We start from the raw sequence: 17,373 nt of genomic DNA, 5'->3' as shown, positions 1-17,373 counted from the left end.
CCAAGCACCGTGACGCACGACCACGACCTCGTACTGCGCCCCACCGAGGCCCAGACGGCGGCCGCACTCGCGCCGCCGCCGGGCCGCACGGGCGGGGACCTGGTCGTGGAAACGCTGCGCGGGCTCGGCGCCACCACCGTCTTCGGCCTCCCGGGACAGCACGCGCTCGCCCTCTTCGACGCGGTCGGCCGCTCCGACCTGCGCCTCGTGGGCCTGCGTACGGAGAACAACGCGGGCTTCGCCGCCGACGGCTACGGCCGCCTCACCGGCGAGGCCGTGCCGCTGCTCCTCTCCACGGGGCCGGGCGCCCTGATGTCCCTGCCGGCCCTCGCCGAGGCGGCGGCGGCCTCCGCGCCCGTCCTCGCGATCTCCTCCCAGGTCCCGTCCCCGGGCCTGGGCGGAGGCCGGCGGGGCCACCTGCACGAGCTGCGCGACCAGTCCGCCTCCTTCCGGGACGTGGTCAAGTCCGTCCACACCGCCCGGACCCCCTCCCAGATCCCGTCCGTCATCGCGGCGGCCTGGGAATCGGCCCTCACGGTCCCCTTCGGACCGGTGTGGGTGGAGATCCCGGAGGACGTGCTCCGCGCGGAAACGGTCATCCCGCAGGTCACGGGCATGGACGCGACCCCGCACGAACTGGCCCCCCGCCCCGAACTCACGGCCCTCGCCGCGCACTGGCTCTCCCACGCCTCCCGCCCGGTGATCATCGCGGGCGGCGGAGTGATCCGCGCGGACGCGGCGGGCAAGCTCAAGCAGCTCGCGGAACTGCTCAACGCCCCGGTCGTCACCACCTTCGGCGGCAAGGGCGCCTTCCCCTGGACGCACCCGCTGTCCCTGCGGTCCTGGCTGGAGGACCGCCACACCACGGACTTCCTGGAGGACGCGGACGTCGTCCTGGTCGTCGGCTCCGGCCTCGGGGAACTCTCCTCGAACTACCACACGTTCTTCCCCACGGGCCGGGTCGTCCAGATCGAGGCCGACCTCGGCAAGCTGGAGTCCAACCACCCCGCCCTCGGCATCCACGCCGACGCCCGCCTCGCCCTCCAGGCCCTCCTGGAAACGGTGACCCCCCGGGAGGACCCGGGCGCCCCGGAACGGGTCGCGTCCCTCCTCGCCGCGGTCGCGGACCGCCTCGCCGCCCAGGACCTCACCCTGGAGCAGGAGGTCCTGACCTCGGTCCGCGCGGCCCTCCCGCCCCGCTCCCCGTCCTTCTGGGACATGACGATCCTCTCGTACTGGGCCTGGTCCGCCTTCGACCCCAGGCACCCGAACACCATGCACTCAGCCCAGGGCGCCGGAGGCCTCGGCTACGCCTTCCCGGCGGCCCTCGGCGCGGCCGTCGCGGAGCCGGACACCCCGGTCCTCGCGGTGTCGGGCGACGGCGGCGCGATGTACTCGATCGCCGACCTGGCCACCGCCCGCCAGCACGACCTCGACGTCACCTGGCTGATCGTCGACGACGGCGGCTACGGCATCCTGCGCGAGTACGGCTGCGCCACCGGCACCGACCTCGCCCGCCCCGACTTCGCCGCCCTGGCCGCCTCCTTCGGCGTCCCGGCGACGGTCACCACCCCGGAAACCCTGCGGGCGGACCTCACCCAGGCCCTCAAGACCCCGGGCCCCTCGGTGGTCGTCCTCCCCACCACCCTGAAGATGTTCGCCCCGACCCACCTCTGACACCGCCCCGGCGCCCACCGGCGCCGCCCACGACCTCCCCGGCGTCCCCGAGCCCCGCTCGACACCCGGTCGGGTCACGCTCGCGCGCCGCCCCCGTACGGCCGTGCGATTGTTGCGGCGGGATGAAATCCGCCGGTCGGAGCGTTGGGGTGGCGGCAGGACAGGACCTACGGGGAGGTACCACGTGACGGCGGCCGGCGGGAAACAGGGCTGGGGCAGGCGGCTGACCGCCTACACCTGGCGGTACAAGCGCAACGTGCTGCTCGCGCTCGGGTCCTCGCTGGCCGGCATGGCCGTCATGGCCTTCGTACCCCTCGTCACCCGCGTGATCATCGACGACGTCGTCGGGAACAAGACCGAGGACATGGCGCCCTGGGCCGGCCTGTTCGTAGGCGCCGCCCTGCTCGTGTACGTCATGACCTACATACGCAGGTACTACGGCGGCCGCCTCGCCCTCGACGTCCAGCACGACCTGCGCACCGACATGTACGACACGATCGCCCGCCTCGACGGGCGGCGTCAGGACGAGCTGTCCACCGGACAGGTCGTCGGCCGGGCCACCAGCGACCTCCAGCTGATCCAGGGCCTGCTGTTCATGCTCCCCATGACCATCGGGAACTTCCTCCTCTTCGGGATATCCCTCGGCGTCATGCTCTGGCTGTCCCCGCTGCTGACCCTGGTCGCCCTGCTGATGGCCCCCGCGCTCTGGTTCATCGCCAAGCGCAGCCGCAAGAAGCTCTTCCCCGCCACCTGGTACGCCCAGGCCCAGGCCGCCGCCGTGGCCACCGTCGTCGACGGCGCCGTGACCGGAGTCCGCGTCGTCAAGGGCTTCGGACAGGAGGAGCAGGAGACCGGCAAGCTCCGCGAGGCCGGCCGCAGGCTGTTCGGCGGCCGGATGCGCGCCATCCGGCTCAACTCCCGCTACACCCCCGCCCTCCAGGCCGTTCCCGCCCTCGGGCAGGTCGCGATGCTGGCCCTCGGCGGCTGGATGGCCACCCGGGGACAGGTCACCCTCGGCACCTTCGTCGCCTTCTCCACCTACCTCGCCCAGCTCGTCGGCCCCGTCCGCATGCTCGCCATGATCCTCACCGTCGCCCAGCAGGCCAGGGCCGGCGCCGAGCGGGTCTTCGAGCTCATCGACACCGAGCCCGTGATCCGCGAGGGCACCCGCGAGCTGCCCGCCGACGCCCCCGCCACCGTCGAGTTCGACGACGTCCGCTTCGGCTACGACCCCGAGCGGCCCGTCCTCGACGGGTTCTCGCTCACCATCGCCGAGGGCGAGACCGTGGCCGTCGTCGGCTCCTCCGGCAGCGGCAAGTCGACCGTGGCCCTGCTCCTGCCCCGCTTCTACGACGCCGACCACGGCGCCGTCCGCGTCGGCGGCCACGACGTCCGCGAGCTGACCTACGACTCCCTGCGCGCCGCCATCGGCCTGGTGCCCGAGGACTCCTTCCTCTTCTCCGACACCATCCGCGCCAACATCGCCTTCGGCCGCCCCGACGCCTCCGACGAGGAGGTCCGCGCCGCCGCCCGCGCCGCCCAGGCCGAGGGCTTCGTCGAGGCCCTCGCCGCCGGTTTCGACACCCGCGTCGGGGAGCAGGGCCTCACCCTCTCCGGCGGCCAGCGCCAGCGCATCGCGCTCGCCCGCGCCATCCTCACCGACCCCCGGCTGCTCCTCCTCGACGACGCCACCTCCGCCGTCGACGCCCGCGTCGAGCACGAGATCCACGAGGCGCTGCGGGCCGTCATGGCGGGCCGCACCACCCTCCTCATCGCCCACCGCCGCTCCACCCTCGCGCTGGCCGACCGGATCGCCGTACTCGACCACGGGCGGCTCGCCGACATCGGCACCCACGAGGAGCTGGAGCGCCGCTGCGACCTGTACCGCAGGCTGCTGACCGACCCCGACGCCCTCGGCGCCGCCTCCCCGCGCACTCCCGGCGCACCGGCGATGGCCGAGTTCGAGCGGGACATCGAGCGGGACCTGGAACTCGAAGCGGAGATCGACTCCGAGCCGGTCAACGCCAAGCGCCGGGTCGCCGACGGGGTCACCCCCGAGCTGTGGCGGCGCGAGGAGAGCGGCAGGTCCGCCACCACCCCGGCGGCCCCCGGCATGCCCGCCACCCCCGAACTCCTCGCCCAGGTGGCGGCCCTGCCGCCCGCCGCCGACGAACCGGCCGTGGACGAGGTCCGGGCCGCCGCCGCCGAGGACAGCTACGGTCTGCGCCGCCTGCTGCGCGGCTTCTGGGCGCCGCTCGCCATCAGCCTGGGCCTGGTGACCCTCGACGCCGGCTCCGGACTGCTGCTGCCCGTGCTGATCCGGCACGGCATCGACCAGGGCGTCGAGCAGGCCGCCCTCGGAGCCGTATGGGCGGCCTCCGGCCTCGCCCTCCTGCTGGTCCTCGGCCAGTGGGCCGCGCAGTTCGCCGAGACCCGGATGACGGGCCGCACCGGCGAGCGCGTCCTGTACTCCCTGCGCGTCAAGATCTTCGCCCAGCTCCAGCGCCTCGGCCTGGACTACTACGAGCGCGAGCTCACCGGCAAGATCATGACCAGGATGACCACCGACGTGGACTCCCTGTCCAGCTTCCTGCAGACCGGGCTCGTCACCGCCGTGGTCTCCGTCCTCACCTTCTTCGGGATCCTGATCGCCCTGCTCGTCCTCGACGTCGAGCTCGCGCTGATCGTCTTCGCCACCCTGCCCCTGCTGGTCCTCGCCACCGTCGTCTTCCGCCGCAAGTCGGTCGCCGCCTACGAGCTCGCCCGCGACCGGGTCAGCGTGGTCAACGCCGACCTCCAGGAGTCCGTGGCCGGGCTCCGCCTCGTACAGGCCTTCCGCCGCCAGTCCACCGGCGCCGCCCGCTTCGCCGAGCGCAGCGACTCCTATCGCCAGGCCCGGGTGCGCGGCCAGTGGCTGATATCCGTCTACTTCCCCTTCGTGCAGCTGCTGTCCTCCGGCGCGGCCGCGGCCGTGCTGATCGTCGGCGCGGGCCGGGTGGAGGCGGCCACCCTCACCACCGGCGCGCTGGTGGCGTACCTGCTGTACATCGACCTCTTCTTCGCCCCGGTCCAGCAGCTCTCCCAGGTCTTCGACGGCTACCAGCAGGCCACCGTCTCCCTCGGCCGGATCCAGGAGCTGCTGCGCGAGCCCACCACCACCCCGCGTCCCGCCGCCCCCGTCGACGTGCCGAAGCTGCGCGGCGAGATCGCCTTCGAGGACGTGCGCTTCCGGTACGGCACCGCCGAGGAGCGCGGGGAGACGGGCGAGGCGCTGGCCGGGATCAGCCTGCGGATACCCGCCGGGCAGACCGTCGCCTTCGTCGGCGAGACCGGAGCCGGCAAGTCCACGCTGGTCAAGATGGTCGCCCGGTTCTACGACCCGACCTCCGGCCGGGTCACCGCCGACGGCGCCGACCTGCGGGAGCTGGACCTGACGGCGTACCGCCACCGCCTCGGCGTGGTCCCCCAGGAGCCCTACCTCTTCCCGGGTACGGTCCGCGACGCCATCGCCTACGGGCGGACCGGCGCGAGCGACGCCGAGGTGGAGGCCGCCGCCCGGGCGGTCGGTGCCCACGACATGATCGCCACCCTCGACGGCGGCTACCTGCACGCCGTCGCCGAGCGCGGCCGCAACCTCTCGGCGGGCCAGCGCCAGCTGATCGCGCTGGCCCGTGCCGAGCTCGTCGACCCGGACGTCCTGCTCCTCGACGAGGCCACCGCCGCCCTGGACCTGGCCACCGAGGCGCAGGTCAACCAGGCCACCGACCGGCTCGCGGGCAAGCGCACCACCCTGGTCGTCGCGCACCGGCTGACCACCGCCGCCCGCGCCGACCGGGTGGTGGTCATGGACCGCGGCCGGGTCGTCGAGGACGGCAGCCACCTCGAACTGCTGGCCCGTGGCGGCCGGTACGCCGAGCTGTGGCGGACCTTCGCCGGGGAGGACGAGCCCGCGGCGGCCGCGTGAGGGCGTCCGGTCAGAGCTCGCCGAAGAGCAGGTTGCCGGGGGCGTCCTCGTCGTCCCCGGTGTAGTACTCGCGTACGGCGTCGAGGAGTTCGTCCAGCGACAGGTAGCCGTCGTGGTTCTTGTCGATCTTCGCGAAGAGGACGTCCGCGTCGGCGGGCTCCAGCTTGGTGTCGAAGGCCAGCTGCGCCCGGTGGAACTCCTCGGGGCTGATCTGCCCGTCGCCGTTGGTGTCGGCGACCGTGAGGATCGCCTTCATCATCGGCCGGAAGGACTTCTCGTACGCGGGGCCGCCGTCCTTGTACAGGCGGGTCATGCCGTCCCGGTACTGCTCGGGCGTGAGCTTCTGGTCCTCGCCGACGCCCAGCTCGTTGAAGAGGTCCACCCAGAAGTCCGTGAGGCCGCGGAACACGTCGGCCGCCTTGGGGGAGGTGGCCGGCTCCGACAGGGCCGAGAGCAGGCGGGACCCGAGCGCGATCATGTCCTGCTCGTCGATCACGCCGTTGGAGTCCGCGTCCAGGTGCGCGAACGCGCGCTCCAGCTTGCGGTCGAGCAGGTCGTTCGTCATGTCAGATGCCCTTCACGGCTGCCACGGATACGCTGAGCGGTCGCTCGGCCGCCTAGCGTAATCTGTCCGTTGATCACGAACTCCCGCTCTCCCGCCGGGAAGTCGGGGATGCACTCTTACGGGGTACGGCCGGGCCCGTACGTGCGGGACCCCCGGTGCGGCTGCCGTGCGCAACCTTCCGCGGTGCCTGCGCGTCGTACGTGCGTACGTGTTGCGTACGGCCGATCGGGTGGGGGCAGGGTGCTGCGTCAGGGGCAGAGGGTGCGCGAGGTGCGGGGCGGGAAGGTGCGTGGCCGGGGGAGGGTCGTGTCCCTGGGGGCGGCCGGGGCGGCGCTCTGGCTCGTCGTGGGAGGGGTGTTCGCGGCCGCTCCGGCGCAGGCCGCGACCGGCGGGTGCGAGGGTGAGCTGGTCAAGGCGCTGCCCTTCGTCACCGGAGAGCTGCGGGTGTACAAGAGCCGGGACCGGGCGTGCGCGGTGACGGTGGCCCTGCGGGCCGGGGAGCGCCGTCACATGTGGGTCAGTATTCAGCCACGTGGTGGCGTCCCGGTGGGCGATGCGGGGCAATTCACCCGGTACGCGGGCCCCGTCAGTGTGGGTGCGATCAACCGATGTGTGTATGTAAAGGGCGGAGTGGCGGCCGGATCCGTCGATTCCGGCTGGATCCTGTGCTGAGCTCGCGGCCCAACTGGGACTGTTCATGGGCATGTTGCCCCCGCTAGGTTCACGGCGACCACAGTGAACTCAAGGGGAGGGTGAATGCGCAAGACGCTCGGATGGCTGCTGTCGCTCGTGGTGCTGATCGGCACCATGGGCGCGGCCGGCGCCACGGCACAAGCGGCCACCGCCGCGGGGCCTGCCGCCGCCACGGACATCAAGGACCAGATCCTCAGCATTCCGGGGATGAGCCTGATCGAGGAGAAGCCGTACCCGGGGTACCGCTTCTTCGTACTGAACTACGAGCAGCCGGTCGACCACCGGCAGCCGTGGAAGGGCACCTTCAAGCAGCGCATGACCCTGCTGCACAAGGACGTCTCGCGGCCCACGGTGTTCTTCACCTCGGGCTACAACGTCAACACCAGCCCGCGCCGCAGTGAGCCGACGACCATCGTCGACGGCAACCAGATCTCCCTGGAGTATCGATTCTTCACCCCCTCCCGGCCCGACCCGGCCAACTGGGGGAACCTGGACATCTGGCAGGCCGCCAGCGACCAGCACCGCATCTTCACCGCGCTGAAGAAGATCTACCCCAAGAACTGGCTGGCCACGGGCGGCAGCAAGGGCGGTATGACCGCGACGTACTACGAGCGCTACTACCCGCGTGACATGGACGGCGTCGTCGCGTACGTCGCTCCCAACGACGTCGTCAACAAGGAGGACTCGGCCTACGACCGGTTCTTCACCAAGGTCGGCACCAAGGAGTGCCGTGACAAGCTGAACAACGTGCAGCGCGAGGCCCTGATCCGCCGCGAGCCGCTGGAGGCCAAGTACACGGCCGCCGCCGCCGCGAACGGCTGGACCTTCAACACGGTCGGCAGCCTCGACAGGGCCTTCGAGGCCGTCGTCCTCGACTACAGCTGGGCCTTCTGGCAGTACAGCCTGCTCACCGACTGCGCGGCCATCCCGACCGCCGCCACCGCGAGCGACCAGGAGATCTGGGACACGGTGGACACCATCTCCGGCTTCTCGGCCTACGCCGACCAGGGCCTGGAGACCTACACGCCGTACTACTACCAGGCCGGTACGCAGCTGGGTTCGCCCGACATCAAGCAGCCCCACCTCAAGGGCCTGAGCCGCTACGGCTACCAGCCGCCGCGCAACTTCGTGCCCCGCGACATCCCGATGACCTTCCAGCCGGGCGTCATGGCGGACGTGGACAACTGGGTCCGCAACAACGCGAACCAGATGCTCTTCGTCTACGGGCAGAACGACCCGTGGGGCGCCGAGCCCTTCCACCTCGGGTACACCGTGCGCGACAGCTACGTGATGATCGCGCCGGGCGCCAACCACGGGGCCAACGTCGCCAAGCTCCAGGAGGGCGAGAAGGCCCTCGCGACCGCGAAGATCCTCCAGTGGGCCGGGGTCGCCCCCGCCCAGACCCTGTCCGGCCGGGCCCAGGCCCCCGCGCCGCTGGCCGCGCCGGACCCGGTGCTCGACCAGGTCGACCTCAGGCACGAGCCGCAGCTGCGGCCGTAGTCCTCGGGAGCTACCGGGCCACGGGCGGGTACGACAGCCCGTGGCCCAGGGGGTAGCGGCCCGGGACGGGGACCGGGAGGTGGCCGGCGGGCCGCCTCGCACCCGTCAGTACCCGGGCCGCCGCCCGCATCTCCACGTCCGTCCAGGAGTACGTCGCCAGCTCGGCCGCGCACCGCGGCAGCCGCGCCGGGTCGTACGGGTTGCGGATCGCCACCAGCACCACCGGGACGCCCGTCGCGACCAGGTCCGCCACCAGCGTGCGCTGCGGACTCTCCCCCTCCGGGACGTTGTACGTGCACACCAGCACCGCCGCGTGGCCCGGGGCCGCCGCCGGCGCCCCGGCGGGCGCGAGCGCCGTCGCCCGGCAGCCCAGCGCCGTCAGCTCCCGCGCCAGGACCGTCGTAGGGGGTCCGGTGGTACCCGTGGGGGAGACCGGGTCGGTCCCGGTGACCAGCAGCTTCGGCCCGGCCGCCGCGTCCAGCGGCAGCAGGCCCAGCGGGTTGGCCAGCAGGGTGGTCGTGGCCGCCGCGATCTCGTCCGCCGCCTCCAGGTGCCCGCCCGTGCCGACCTCCGCGTCCACCCGGGCCGCAGAGGTGTACGGGTCCTCGAACAGGCCGCGGCGGGCCTTGAGTTCCAGGATCCGCAGCACCGACTCCCCGATCCGCTCCCGCGTCAGCTCGCCCGCCTCCACCGCTGCCAGCACGCTGCGCTGCGCGAGGGCGAGGTCCGGTGCGTTCAGCAGCTGGTCGCAGCCCGCCTTCAGGGCCAGCACCGGGACCCGGTCGTCCCCGTACTTCTGGCGGACCCCCGCCATGTCGAGGGCGTCGGTCACCACCACCCCCCGGAAGCCGAGGCGTTCGCGCAGGATGCCGGTGACGATCGGCCGCGAGAGGGTCGCCGGATCCCCCGAGGGATCGAGCGCGGGGAAGACGATGTGCGCCGTCATCACGGCGTCCACGCCCGCCTTCACCACCGCCCGGAACGGCGGCTCGTCCAGCTCCTCCCACTGCGCGCGGGTGTGCCGCATCACCGGCAGCCCGACGTGGCTGTCGGTCTCCGTGTCCCCGTGCCCCGGGAAGTGCTTCGCCGTCGCGGCCACCCCCGCCGCCTGGTAGCCGCGCACCTGGGCCGCGGCCAGGGCCGCCACCGCCCGCGGGTCCGCGCCGAAGGACCGTACGCCGATCACCGGATTGGCAGGGTTCACGTTCACGTCCGACACCGGGGCGTAGTCCTGCCGTACGCCCAGCGCCGCCAGCTCGGACCCCGCCACGCGCGCCGCCCGGCGGGCGTCGGCCGTGGACCCGCCCGCGCCCAGCGCCATCGCCCCCGGCAGCAGGGTGGCCGGCCGGCCGATCCGGGCGACGGCCCCGTGTTCCTGGTCGGTGGAGAGCAGCAGCGGGATCCCGGCGCCCGAGCCGGCCGCCGCCCGCTGGAGGCCGTCGGACAGCTCGGCGATCTGGTGCGGGGTCCGGGTGTTGTGGGCCCAGCCGAAGTAGACGACCCCGCCCAGGCGGTAGCGGGTGACCACCTCGGCGGCCGTGCGCACCCCGAACTGGGCCAGGTTCAGCTCGGCGTCCGCCGCGTCGGGATCGGTCGCGGAGTGTCCGTAGGCCCGGGACACGAACAGCTGCCCCACCTGTTCCGGCAGGCTCATCCGGGAGATCACCGCGCGCAGCCGGGCCCGGTCCGGGTGGCGGCCGGGCTCCCCCGGGGAGCGGGAGTCGTCCGGTGCGGTGCCGCGGGAGCCCACGGCGGCGGAGGAGGCCCCGGCGGCCGTGACGGCGGCCATGGCGGCGGCGGCGAGCAGGGCCCGGCGGGAGGCGTGGTACGGCACCCGCCGGACCCTACTGGCGGGCCGCTCCGTCAGCCCGGGGGACACTCGGGAGGTCCCCCGGAAGGGGGGCCGCGGCGGGCCAGTGCTCCTGGAGGACGCGCACGGCCTCGGTGATCGCCGGCCGGCGGGCCGCCCCCGTCCGCCACAGGGCGTACAACCGGCGTACGGGGCCCGGCTCCAGCGCCACCGCCACCGCGCCGGGCGGCAGCGCGCCGGTCCCCAGCCGCGGCACGACGGCGATGCCCAGCCCGGCCGCGACCAGCGCCACGATGGTGTGGTTCTCCTCGGCCACGTGCGCGATGTCCGGCTCCAGCCCGGCCGTGCGCAGGGTCCGCACCAGCCAGTCGTGGCAGACCCGTCCGGGCGGCTGGCACACCCACCGCTGCCCCGCGAGGTCCGCCCGACGCACCGCCTTGCGGGCGGTGAAGGGGTGCCCGGCCGGCACCACCAGGTCACACCGGTCGTCCCCGATCACCGCCTGCTCCACCCCCTCGGGGGCCGGCAGCGGGGCGATGTCCCAGTCGTGCGCCACCGCCAGGTCGGTGACCCCGCGGGCCACCAGGTCCACCGAGAGGTGCGGGTCCACCTCCGTGAGACGTACGTCCAGCGTGGGATGCCGGCGGGCCAGGTCGGCCAGCACCCCCGGCAGCAGACCGCGCGCCGCCGAGGCGAACGCGGCCACCGTCAGCAGACCACTCGGCTGTCCGCGCCGCTCCTCCAGGGTGGTCTCCGCCCGCTCCACGATGGCCAGCAGTTCCCGGGCCGTGTCGGCCAGGTGCCGGGCCTCCTCGGTGAGGGCGACCCCGCGGCCGCGCCGTTCCAGCAGCGTGGTGCGGGTCTCCCGCTCCAGTTTCGCGATCTGCTGGGAGACCGCGGAAGGGGTGTAGCCGAGGGCGGCCGCCGCGCCCGCGACCGAGCCGTGGACGGAGACGGCGTGCAGGGCGCGCAGCCGGGAGAGGTCGAGCATGCGCCAATCGTAAGCATCGCTTCATCCAACGGGGAAGAGATCCGCGCTGGTGCTACATGGTCGGGGTCGCCGATGCTCGGGACATGCGTCCCGTACACACCGCACTCGCCGTACTCGTCGCCGCCGTCTGGGGCTTCAACTTCGTCGTCATCGAGATCGGCCTCGGCCATTTCCCGCCGCTGCTGCTGTCCGCGCTGCGCTTCCTGGTCGCCGCGCTGCCCGCCGTGTTCTTCGTCGGGCGCCCCAAGGTCGCCTGGAAGTGGATCCTCGGGGTCGGCGCCGCCCTCGGCATCGCCAAGTTCGGGCTGCTGTTCACCGGCATGGCCGCCGGGATGCCGGCCGGACTGTCCTCCCTGGTCCTGCAGATCCAGGCCGTCTTCACCGCCGTCCTCGCCGCCGTCGTGCTGCGCGAGAGGCCCGGACGGGTCCGGGTGCTGGGCATGGCCGTGGCCCTGGCCGGGATCGGCGTCGCCGCCGTCGACCGGGGCGTCTCGGGGCCGGTCACCGGCTTCGTCCTGGTCGTCGCGGCCGCCGCCTGCTGGGGCGTGTCCAACGTGCTCACCCGCAAGGCCGCCCCGCCGGACGCCCTGAACTTCATGGTGTGGGTGTGCACCGTCCCCGTGATCCCGCTGTTCGCCCTCTCGCTGCTGCTGGAGGGGCCCGACCGGGACCTGGCCGCGCTGCGCGCCCTGGACTGGTCGGGGGCCGCCGTCATCGGCTACGTCGCCTGGGTGTCCACCGTCTTCGGCTTCGGCGCCTGGGGCTACCTGCTGCGCCGCTACCCGGCCTCCTCCGTGGCGCCGTTCTCCCTGCTCGTACCGGTCTTCGGGATGTCCTCGGCCGCCCTGGTGCTCGGCGAGGGCATCTCGGGGCCGCGCTGGCTGGCGGCGGTGCTGCTGGTCGGCGGCGTCGGGCTGACCTCCCTGGCCCCCGCGCGGGCCGGCCGGCGGGCCGCCGTCAGCGCGGGGCGTCCTCCCGCAGCGACAGCCGCCAGTCCTGCCCCGTGAGGTCGGCCCCGTACGAGCGGTGCGCGCGCTCCGCGACCAGGGTGAACCCGGCCCGCAGATAGAGGGAACGGGCCGAAACCAGCACGTCGTTGGTCCACAGCACCAGCTCGCGGTAGCCCACCGAACGGGCGAAGGCGACGACGGCGTCCACGAGCCGGGCGCCCACCCCCAGGCCGCGCGCGGCGGGGTCCACCAGCAACAGCCGCAGCCGGGCCGTGCCGGGGGCGCCCTCCTCGCGCACGCACATCACCGAACCGACCGGGCGGCCCTCGTGTTCGGCGATCCAGACCCGCTCCAGGTAGGGGTCGTGGTCCCCGGCGAAGTCCGCGACGATCCCGGCGACCAGGCCCTCGAACTCCTGGTTCCAGCCGTACTCGGCCGAGTAGAGCGCGCCGTGGCGCTGCACGATCCAGCCCAGGTCGCCGGGCTCGGGGTCCCGCAGCCGCACCGGCCGGCCGGGGCTGTCCTCAGGGAGCGCAGGGGGCTTCATGGCGCCCGAGGATAGCGCGCGGCGCCGACCGGGGGGACGGAGCGCGGTGCGGACCGGCGGGACGGTGCGGACCGGTGGACGGCCCGCACGTCCCGGTCCGCGCCACGCGCCGTGCCGTAGGGGCTACTTCTTGGCGCCGCCCAGGATCTGGCCGAGCAGGTCACCGAGCCCGCCGCCGTCCGAGCCCGCCGCCGGGGCCGCGCCGGGGGCCGGGGCGCCGCCCGCCGCCGGGGCGCCCGCGCCCGCCTTGCCCTTTGCGGCGCGCTTGGCGAAGACGGCCAGCACCACCGGGATCAGCACCTCGATGACCCGGCTGACGGTCGCGGCCGGGATCCCGGTCTTCTTCGCGACGGCGTTGGCCACGGGCTTGCTCACCTTCGCCAGCACCCCGGCCATCATGCCGCCGCTGAGCAGCCCGCCCAGGCCGCCGAGCGTGGCCACGCCCTGGAGCGGGGGTTCGGCCACCTCCGCGAGGGCCTGGCGCACCTCGCCGTCCTCGCCCTCCCCCGCGGCCTTCTCCTGGAGGCCCCCGGCCATGGCGCCCACGGTCTCGTCGACCGCGGCGCGCGCGCCGTCCGTGTCGGTGCCGAGCAGGCCCGCGATCTCGGTCAGCTTCTCGTCGCCGAGCTCGCCCAGCACGTCGTCCTGGAATGAAGATTCGCTCATGCCGGAAACGCTACGTCCGTCCCGATTCGCTGGCACCTTGGGTAGGCGTTTGGTAAGGGAAAGGCAAATCCGGCGATCGGAGTGCAACCCTGCGGGCCGATCGCGGGTCGTACGGTACGTCGGCACTTCCGGGTGGGATCCGGGGGGATCGGGAAGTCCGACGGGGGAGGGGTAACCGTGAGGGGGTCCGGCCGGAAGGCCGGACCCCCTTCCGTTTCTCCACAGGCACCGGCCTGCTGTCGGCGCCTGCCGGTAGTTTCGTGCCATGACAACCAATGGGGCTGTGCAACTGGCGGTGGTCGAGGGGGTGCTGGAACGCATCACCTACGCCAACGAGGAGAGCGGGTACACCGTCGCCCGGGTCGACACCGGCCGCGGCGCCGGGGACCTGCTGACCGTCGTCGGATCACTGCTCGGCGCGCAGCCCGGCGAGTCCCTGCGCATGGAGGGCCGCTGGGGCTCGCACCCCCAGTACGGCAAGCAGTTCAGCGTCGAGAACTACTCCACGCTGCTGCCCGCCACCATCCAGGGCATCCGCCGCTACCTCGGCTCCGGCCTCATCAAGGGGATCGGCCCGAGGATCGCCGACCGGATCGTGGAGCACTTCGGCACCGACACCCTCGACGTCATCGAGGCCGAGCCGAAGCGCCTGATCGAGGTCCCCGGCCTCGGCCCCAAGCGGACGAAGATGATCGGCGCCGCCTGGGAGGAGCAGAAGGCCATCAAGGAGGTCATGGTCTTCCTCCAGGGCGTGGGCGTCTCCACCTCCATCGCCGTGCGGATCTACAAGAAGTACGGCGACGCCTCCATCTCGGTGGTCAAGAACCAGCCCTACCGGCTCGCCGCCGACGTGTGGGGCATCGGCTTCCTCACCGCCGACCGGATCGCCCAGGCCGTCGGCATCCCGCACGACAGCCCCGAGCGGGTCCGCGCCGGGCTCCAGTACGCCCTGTCCCAGTCCACCGACCAGGGCCACTGCTTCCTCCCCGAGGAGCGGCTGATCGCCGACGGGGTCAAGCTGCTCCAGGTGGACACCGGCCTGGTCATCGAGTGCCTGGCCGAACTCGCGGCCGATCCGGAAGGCGTCGTACGGGAATCCGTTCCGGACCCCCAGGGCGGCCCGGACCCCCTCACCGCCGTGTACCTGGTGCCCTTCCACCGGGCGGAACTGTCGCTGGTCGGGCAGGTCCGGCGGCTCCTGAACGCGGAGGAGGACCGGATGCCCGGCTTCCGGGACGTGGACTGGGACAAGGCGCTCGGCTGGCTGGCCGGGCGCACCGGGGCGGACCTCGCCCCCGAGCAGCGGGACGCGGTCCGCCTCGCCCTCACCCGCCGGGTCGCCGTCCTCACCGGCGGGCCGGGCTGCGGCAAGTCCTTCACGGTGCGCTCGATCGTGGAGCTGGCCCGCGCGAAGAAGGCCAAGGTGGTGCTCGCCGCCCCCACCGGCCGGGCGGCGAAGCGGCTGTCGGAGCTGACGGGGGCCGAGGCCTCCACCGTGCACCGGCTGCTGGAGCTGAAGCCGGGCGGGGACGCGGCGTACGACCGGGACCGGCCCTTGGACGCCGATCTCGTCGTGGTGGACGAAGCCTCGATGCTGGATCTGCTCCTGGCGAACAAACTCGTCAAGGCCGTGGCCCCGGGCGCGCACCTGCTGCTCGTCGGCGATGTGGACCAGCTCCCCTCCGTCGGGGCGGGAGAGGTGCTGAGGGACCTGCTGGCCGAGGGTGGCCCGGTTCCCGCCGTCCGTCTGACCAGGATCTTCCGCCAGGCCCAGCAGTCGGGCGTGGTCACCAACGCGCACCGGATCAACACCGGGGTCCCGCCGATCACCGACGGGCTGCCGGACTTCTTCCTCTTCCCCGAGGAGGACACCGAGGCGGCCGGCCTGCTCGCCGTCGACGTGGCCGCCCGTCGAATTCCGGCCAGATTCGGTCTGGACCCGCGGCGTGACATCCAGGTACTGGCCCCCATGCACCGCGGCCCGGCCGGCGCCGGGAACCTCAACGGCCTGCTGCAGCAGGCGATCACCCCGGCCCGGCCGAACCTGCCCGAGAAGCGGTTCGGCGGCAGGGTCTTCCGGGTGGGTGACAAGGTCACCCAGATCCGTAACAACTACGAGAAGGGGGCCAACGGTGTCTTCAACGGCACCGTCGGCGTCGTCACCGAGCTTGACCTCGACGAACAGCGGCTGACCGTCAGGACGGAGGAGGACGAGGAGGTGGGGTACGAGTTCGCCGAGCTCGATGAGCTCGCCCACGCGTACGCCGTCACCATCCACCGCTCCCAGGGGAGTGAATATCCCGCGGTCGTGATCCCGGTCACCACCGGGGCTTGGATGATGCTCCAGCGAAATCTGCTCTACACGGCGGTGACCAGGGCGAAGAAACTGGTCGTCCTGGTCGGGTCCCGCAGGGCCCTGGGGCAGGCGGTGCGTACCGTTTCCGCAGGCAGGAGGTACACGGCGGTCGCCGCGAGGCTGTCCGGTCGGATACCGGTGGGAAACATCACCTAGATGATCGATCATTTGGGGTGTCCCCACCGGTGCGGAGGGGGCAGGATGAGCAGGCTGAAGGCACTCAGTGCCGTCAAAAGAACCAAAGGCCGACCCCGAGTGCACTTTCCTGCGCCAAATGGGGGAAGGTAGAGGCAGTCAGGGCACCTCGAAGAAGAGGCACTACGTCGGTGAGGGATGACGTGAGCGACAACTCTGTAGTACTCCGGTACGCGGACGGTGAATACACCTACCCGGTGGTCGAAAGCACTGTCGGTGACCAGGGCTTCGACATCTCGAAGCTGAGGGCCCAGACCGGGCTCGTCACGCTGGACAGCGGCTACGGAAACACCGCCGCCTACAAGTCCGCGATTACCTACCTCGACGGCGAGCAGGGCATCCTGCGCTACCGCGGCTACCCGATCGAGCAGCTGGCGGAGCGCTCGACCTTCATCGAGGTCGCCTACCTGCTGATCAACGGTGAGCTGCCGACCGTCGACCAGCTCGCGTCGTTCCGCAACGAAATCACCCAGCACACGCTGCTGCACGAGGACGTCAAGCGGTTCTACGACGGCTTCCCGCGCGACGCGCACCCGATGGCGATGCTGTCCTCCGTGGTCAGCGCGCTGTCGACGTTCTACCAGGACAGCCACAACCCGTTCGACGAGAAGCAGCGCCACCTCTCGACGATCCGGCTGCTGGCCAAGCTCCCGACGATCGCCGCGTACGCGTACAAGAAGTCGGTCGGCCACCCGGTGGTCTACCCGCGCAACGACCTCGGCTACGTCGAGAACTTCCTGCGCATGACCTTCTCCGTGCCGGCCCAGGAGTACGACCTGGACCCGGTCGTGGTCTCGGCGCTCGACAAGCTGCTGATCCTGCACGCGGACCACGAGCAGAACTGCTCGACCTCCACCGTGCGTCTGGTCGGTTCCTCGCAGGCGAACATGTTCGCCTCGATCTCCGCCGGCATCTCCGCCCTGTGGGGCCCGCTCCACGGCGGTGCCAACCAGTCCGTCCTGGAGATGCTCGAAGGCATCAAGAACGACGGCGGCGACGTCGACGCCTTCATCCGCAAGGTGAAGAACAAGGAAGACGGCGTCCGCCTGATGGGCTTCGGGCACCGCGTCTACAAGAGCTTCGACCCCCGGGCGAAGATCATCAAGGCGGCGGCGCACGACGTCCTCTCGGCGCTCGGCAAGAGCGACGAGCTGCTGGACATCGCGCTCAAGCTGGAAGAGCACGCGCTGGCCGACGAGTACTTCGTCGCGCGCAACCTCTACCCGAACGTGGACTTCTACACCGGTCTGATCTACCGGGCCATGGGCTTCCCGACCGAGATGTTCACCGTGCTCTTCGCGCTCGGCCGGCTCCCCGGCTGGATCGCCCAGTGGCACGAGATGATCAAGGAGCCCGGCTCCCGCATCGGCCGCCCGCGCCAGATCTACACCGGCGAGGTCCTGCGCGACTTCGTCCCCGTCGAGGCCCGCTGACCGCGAGCCCGCGCGGCCCGAGCGTA

Annotated in this window: 11 protein-coding genes and 1 pseudogene; 7 read left to right on the top strand and 5 right to left on the bottom strand. The window is 72.5% G+C overall.

Annotated features, from left to right (window positions below; genetic code table 11):
- Positions 1 to 9 precede the first annotated feature (9 nt).
- Complete coding sequence (locus ACEPPI_RS14015; protein WP_373915557.1) at positions 10 to 1,677, top strand: thiamine pyrophosphate-binding protein; 1,668 nt, start codon at positions 10 to 12, stop codon at positions 1,675 to 1,677.
- Positions 1,678 to 1,861: 184 nt separating this feature from the next.
- Complete coding sequence (locus ACEPPI_RS14010; protein ID WP_373915556.1) at positions 1,862 to 5,641, top strand: ABC transporter ATP-binding protein; 3,780 nt, start codon at positions 1,862 to 1,864, stop codon at positions 5,639 to 5,641.
- Between the two features lie 10 nt (positions 5,642 to 5,651).
- Here ACEPPI_RS14010 and ACEPPI_RS14005 read toward each other — a convergent pair whose 3' ends face one another.
- Complete coding sequence (locus tag ACEPPI_RS14005; RefSeq protein ID WP_373915555.1) at positions 5,652 to 6,206, bottom strand: EF-hand domain-containing protein; 555 nt, start codon at positions 6,204 to 6,206, stop codon at positions 5,652 to 5,654.
- Positions 6,207 to 6,512: 306 nt separating this feature from the next.
- Between ACEPPI_RS14005 and ACEPPI_RS14000 the strand changes: the two genes are divergently transcribed.
- Positions 6,513 to 6,878, top strand: coding sequence for a hypothetical protein (locus ACEPPI_RS14000; RefSeq protein ID WP_373915554.1), 366 nt, complete (start codon positions 6,513 to 6,515; stop codon positions 6,876 to 6,878).
- A gap of 84 nt (positions 6,879 to 6,962) precedes the next feature.
- Positions 6,963 to 8,399 carry an aminopeptidase gene (locus tag ACEPPI_RS13995; RefSeq protein WP_373915553.1) on the top strand — a complete coding sequence of 479 codons (1,437 nt, stop codon included), beginning with the start codon at positions 6,963 to 6,965 and terminating at the stop codon, positions 8,397 to 8,399.
- 10 nt (positions 8,400 to 8,409) lie between these two features.
- Here ACEPPI_RS13995 and ACEPPI_RS13990 read toward each other — a convergent pair whose 3' ends face one another.
- Both ACEPPI_RS13990 and ACEPPI_RS13985 read right to left on the bottom strand, forming a co-directional pair.
- Positions 8,410 to 10,188 (bottom strand): glycoside hydrolase family 3 protein, encoded by a 1,779-nt coding sequence (locus tag ACEPPI_RS13990; protein WP_373915570.1) that lies wholly within the window; start codon positions 10,186 to 10,188, stop codon positions 8,410 to 8,412.
- Positions 10,189 to 10,243: 55 nt separating this feature from the next.
- Positions 10,244 to 11,200, bottom strand: a complete 957-nt coding sequence (locus ACEPPI_RS13985) for a LysR substrate-binding domain-containing protein (RefSeq protein WP_373915552.1) — start codon at positions 11,198 to 11,200, stop codon at positions 10,244 to 10,246.
- A gap of 83 nt (positions 11,201 to 11,283) precedes the next feature.
- On the opposite strand from ACEPPI_RS13985, the gene ACEPPI_RS13980 reads away from it, so the two are divergent.
- Positions 11,284 to 12,207, top strand: coding sequence for an EamA family transporter (locus ACEPPI_RS13980; protein WP_373915551.1), 924 nt, complete (start codon positions 11,284 to 11,286; stop codon positions 12,205 to 12,207).
- Here the strand turns inward: ACEPPI_RS13980 and ACEPPI_RS13975 are convergent.
- Positions 12,158 to 12,655, bottom strand: a pseudogene (locus ACEPPI_RS13975) (GNAT family N-acetyltransferase); the annotation flags it as partial. The gene ACEPPI_RS13980 and the pseudogene ACEPPI_RS13975 sit on opposite strands and share 50 nt — an antisense overlap.
- Positions 12,656 to 12,820: 165 nt before the next feature.
- Positions 12,821 to 13,363, bottom strand: coding sequence for a DUF937 domain-containing protein (locus ACEPPI_RS13970; RefSeq protein WP_373915550.1), 543 nt, complete (start codon positions 13,361 to 13,363; stop codon positions 12,821 to 12,823).
- A 265-nt stretch (positions 13,364 to 13,628) separates the two neighbouring features.
- Between ACEPPI_RS13970 and ACEPPI_RS13965 the strand changes: the two genes are divergently transcribed.
- Complete coding sequence (locus ACEPPI_RS13965; protein WP_373915549.1) at positions 13,629 to 15,875, top strand: ATP-dependent RecD-like DNA helicase; 2,247 nt, start codon at positions 13,629 to 13,631, stop codon at positions 15,873 to 15,875.
- Between the two features lie 182 nt (positions 15,876 to 16,057).
- On the top strand, positions 16,058 to 17,347 hold the full coding sequence (locus ACEPPI_RS13960) for a citrate synthase (RefSeq protein ID WP_136216460.1): 1,290 nt from the start codon (positions 16,058 to 16,060) through the stop codon (positions 17,345 to 17,347).
- Positions 17,348 to 17,373: the final 26 nt, after the last annotated feature.

This window comes from Streptomyces sp. AB3(2024) (genome assembly GCF_041862025.1).
Classification (GTDB): Bacteria; Actinomycetota; Actinomycetes; order Streptomycetales; family Streptomycetaceae; genus Streptomyces.
Note: the sequence above shows the minus strand (reverse complement) of the source record. Positions and strands in the feature narration are given on the sequence as shown.

Excerpts from the sequence above, each read along its gene's own strand:
- ACEPPI_RS14005 (WP_373915555.1), bottom strand. The coding sequence starts at position 6,206 with ATGACGAACGACCTGCTCGACCGCAAGCTGGAGCGCGCGTTCGCGCAC.
- ACEPPI_RS13995 (WP_373915553.1), top strand. The coding sequence starts at position 6,963 with ATGCGCAAGACGCTCGGATGGCTGCTGTCGCTCGTGGTGCTGATCGGC.
- ACEPPI_RS13990 (WP_373915570.1), bottom strand. The coding sequence starts at position 10,188 with ATGGCCGCCGTCACGGCCGCCGGGGCCTCCTCCGCCGCCGTGGGCTCC.
- ACEPPI_RS13985 (WP_373915552.1), bottom strand. The coding sequence starts at position 11,200 with ATGCTCGACCTCTCCCGGCTGCGCGCCCTGCACGCCGTCTCCGTCCAC.
- ACEPPI_RS13980 (WP_373915551.1), top strand. The coding sequence starts at position 11,284 with ATGCGTCCCGTACACACCGCACTCGCCGTACTCGTCGCCGCCGTCTGG.
- ACEPPI_RS13970 (WP_373915550.1), bottom strand. The coding sequence starts at position 13,363 with ATGAGCGAATCTTCATTCCAGGACGACGTGCTGGGCGAGCTCGGCGAC.
- ACEPPI_RS13965 (WP_373915549.1), top strand. The coding sequence starts at position 13,629 with ATGACAACCAATGGGGCTGTGCAACTGGCGGTGGTCGAGGGGGTGCTG.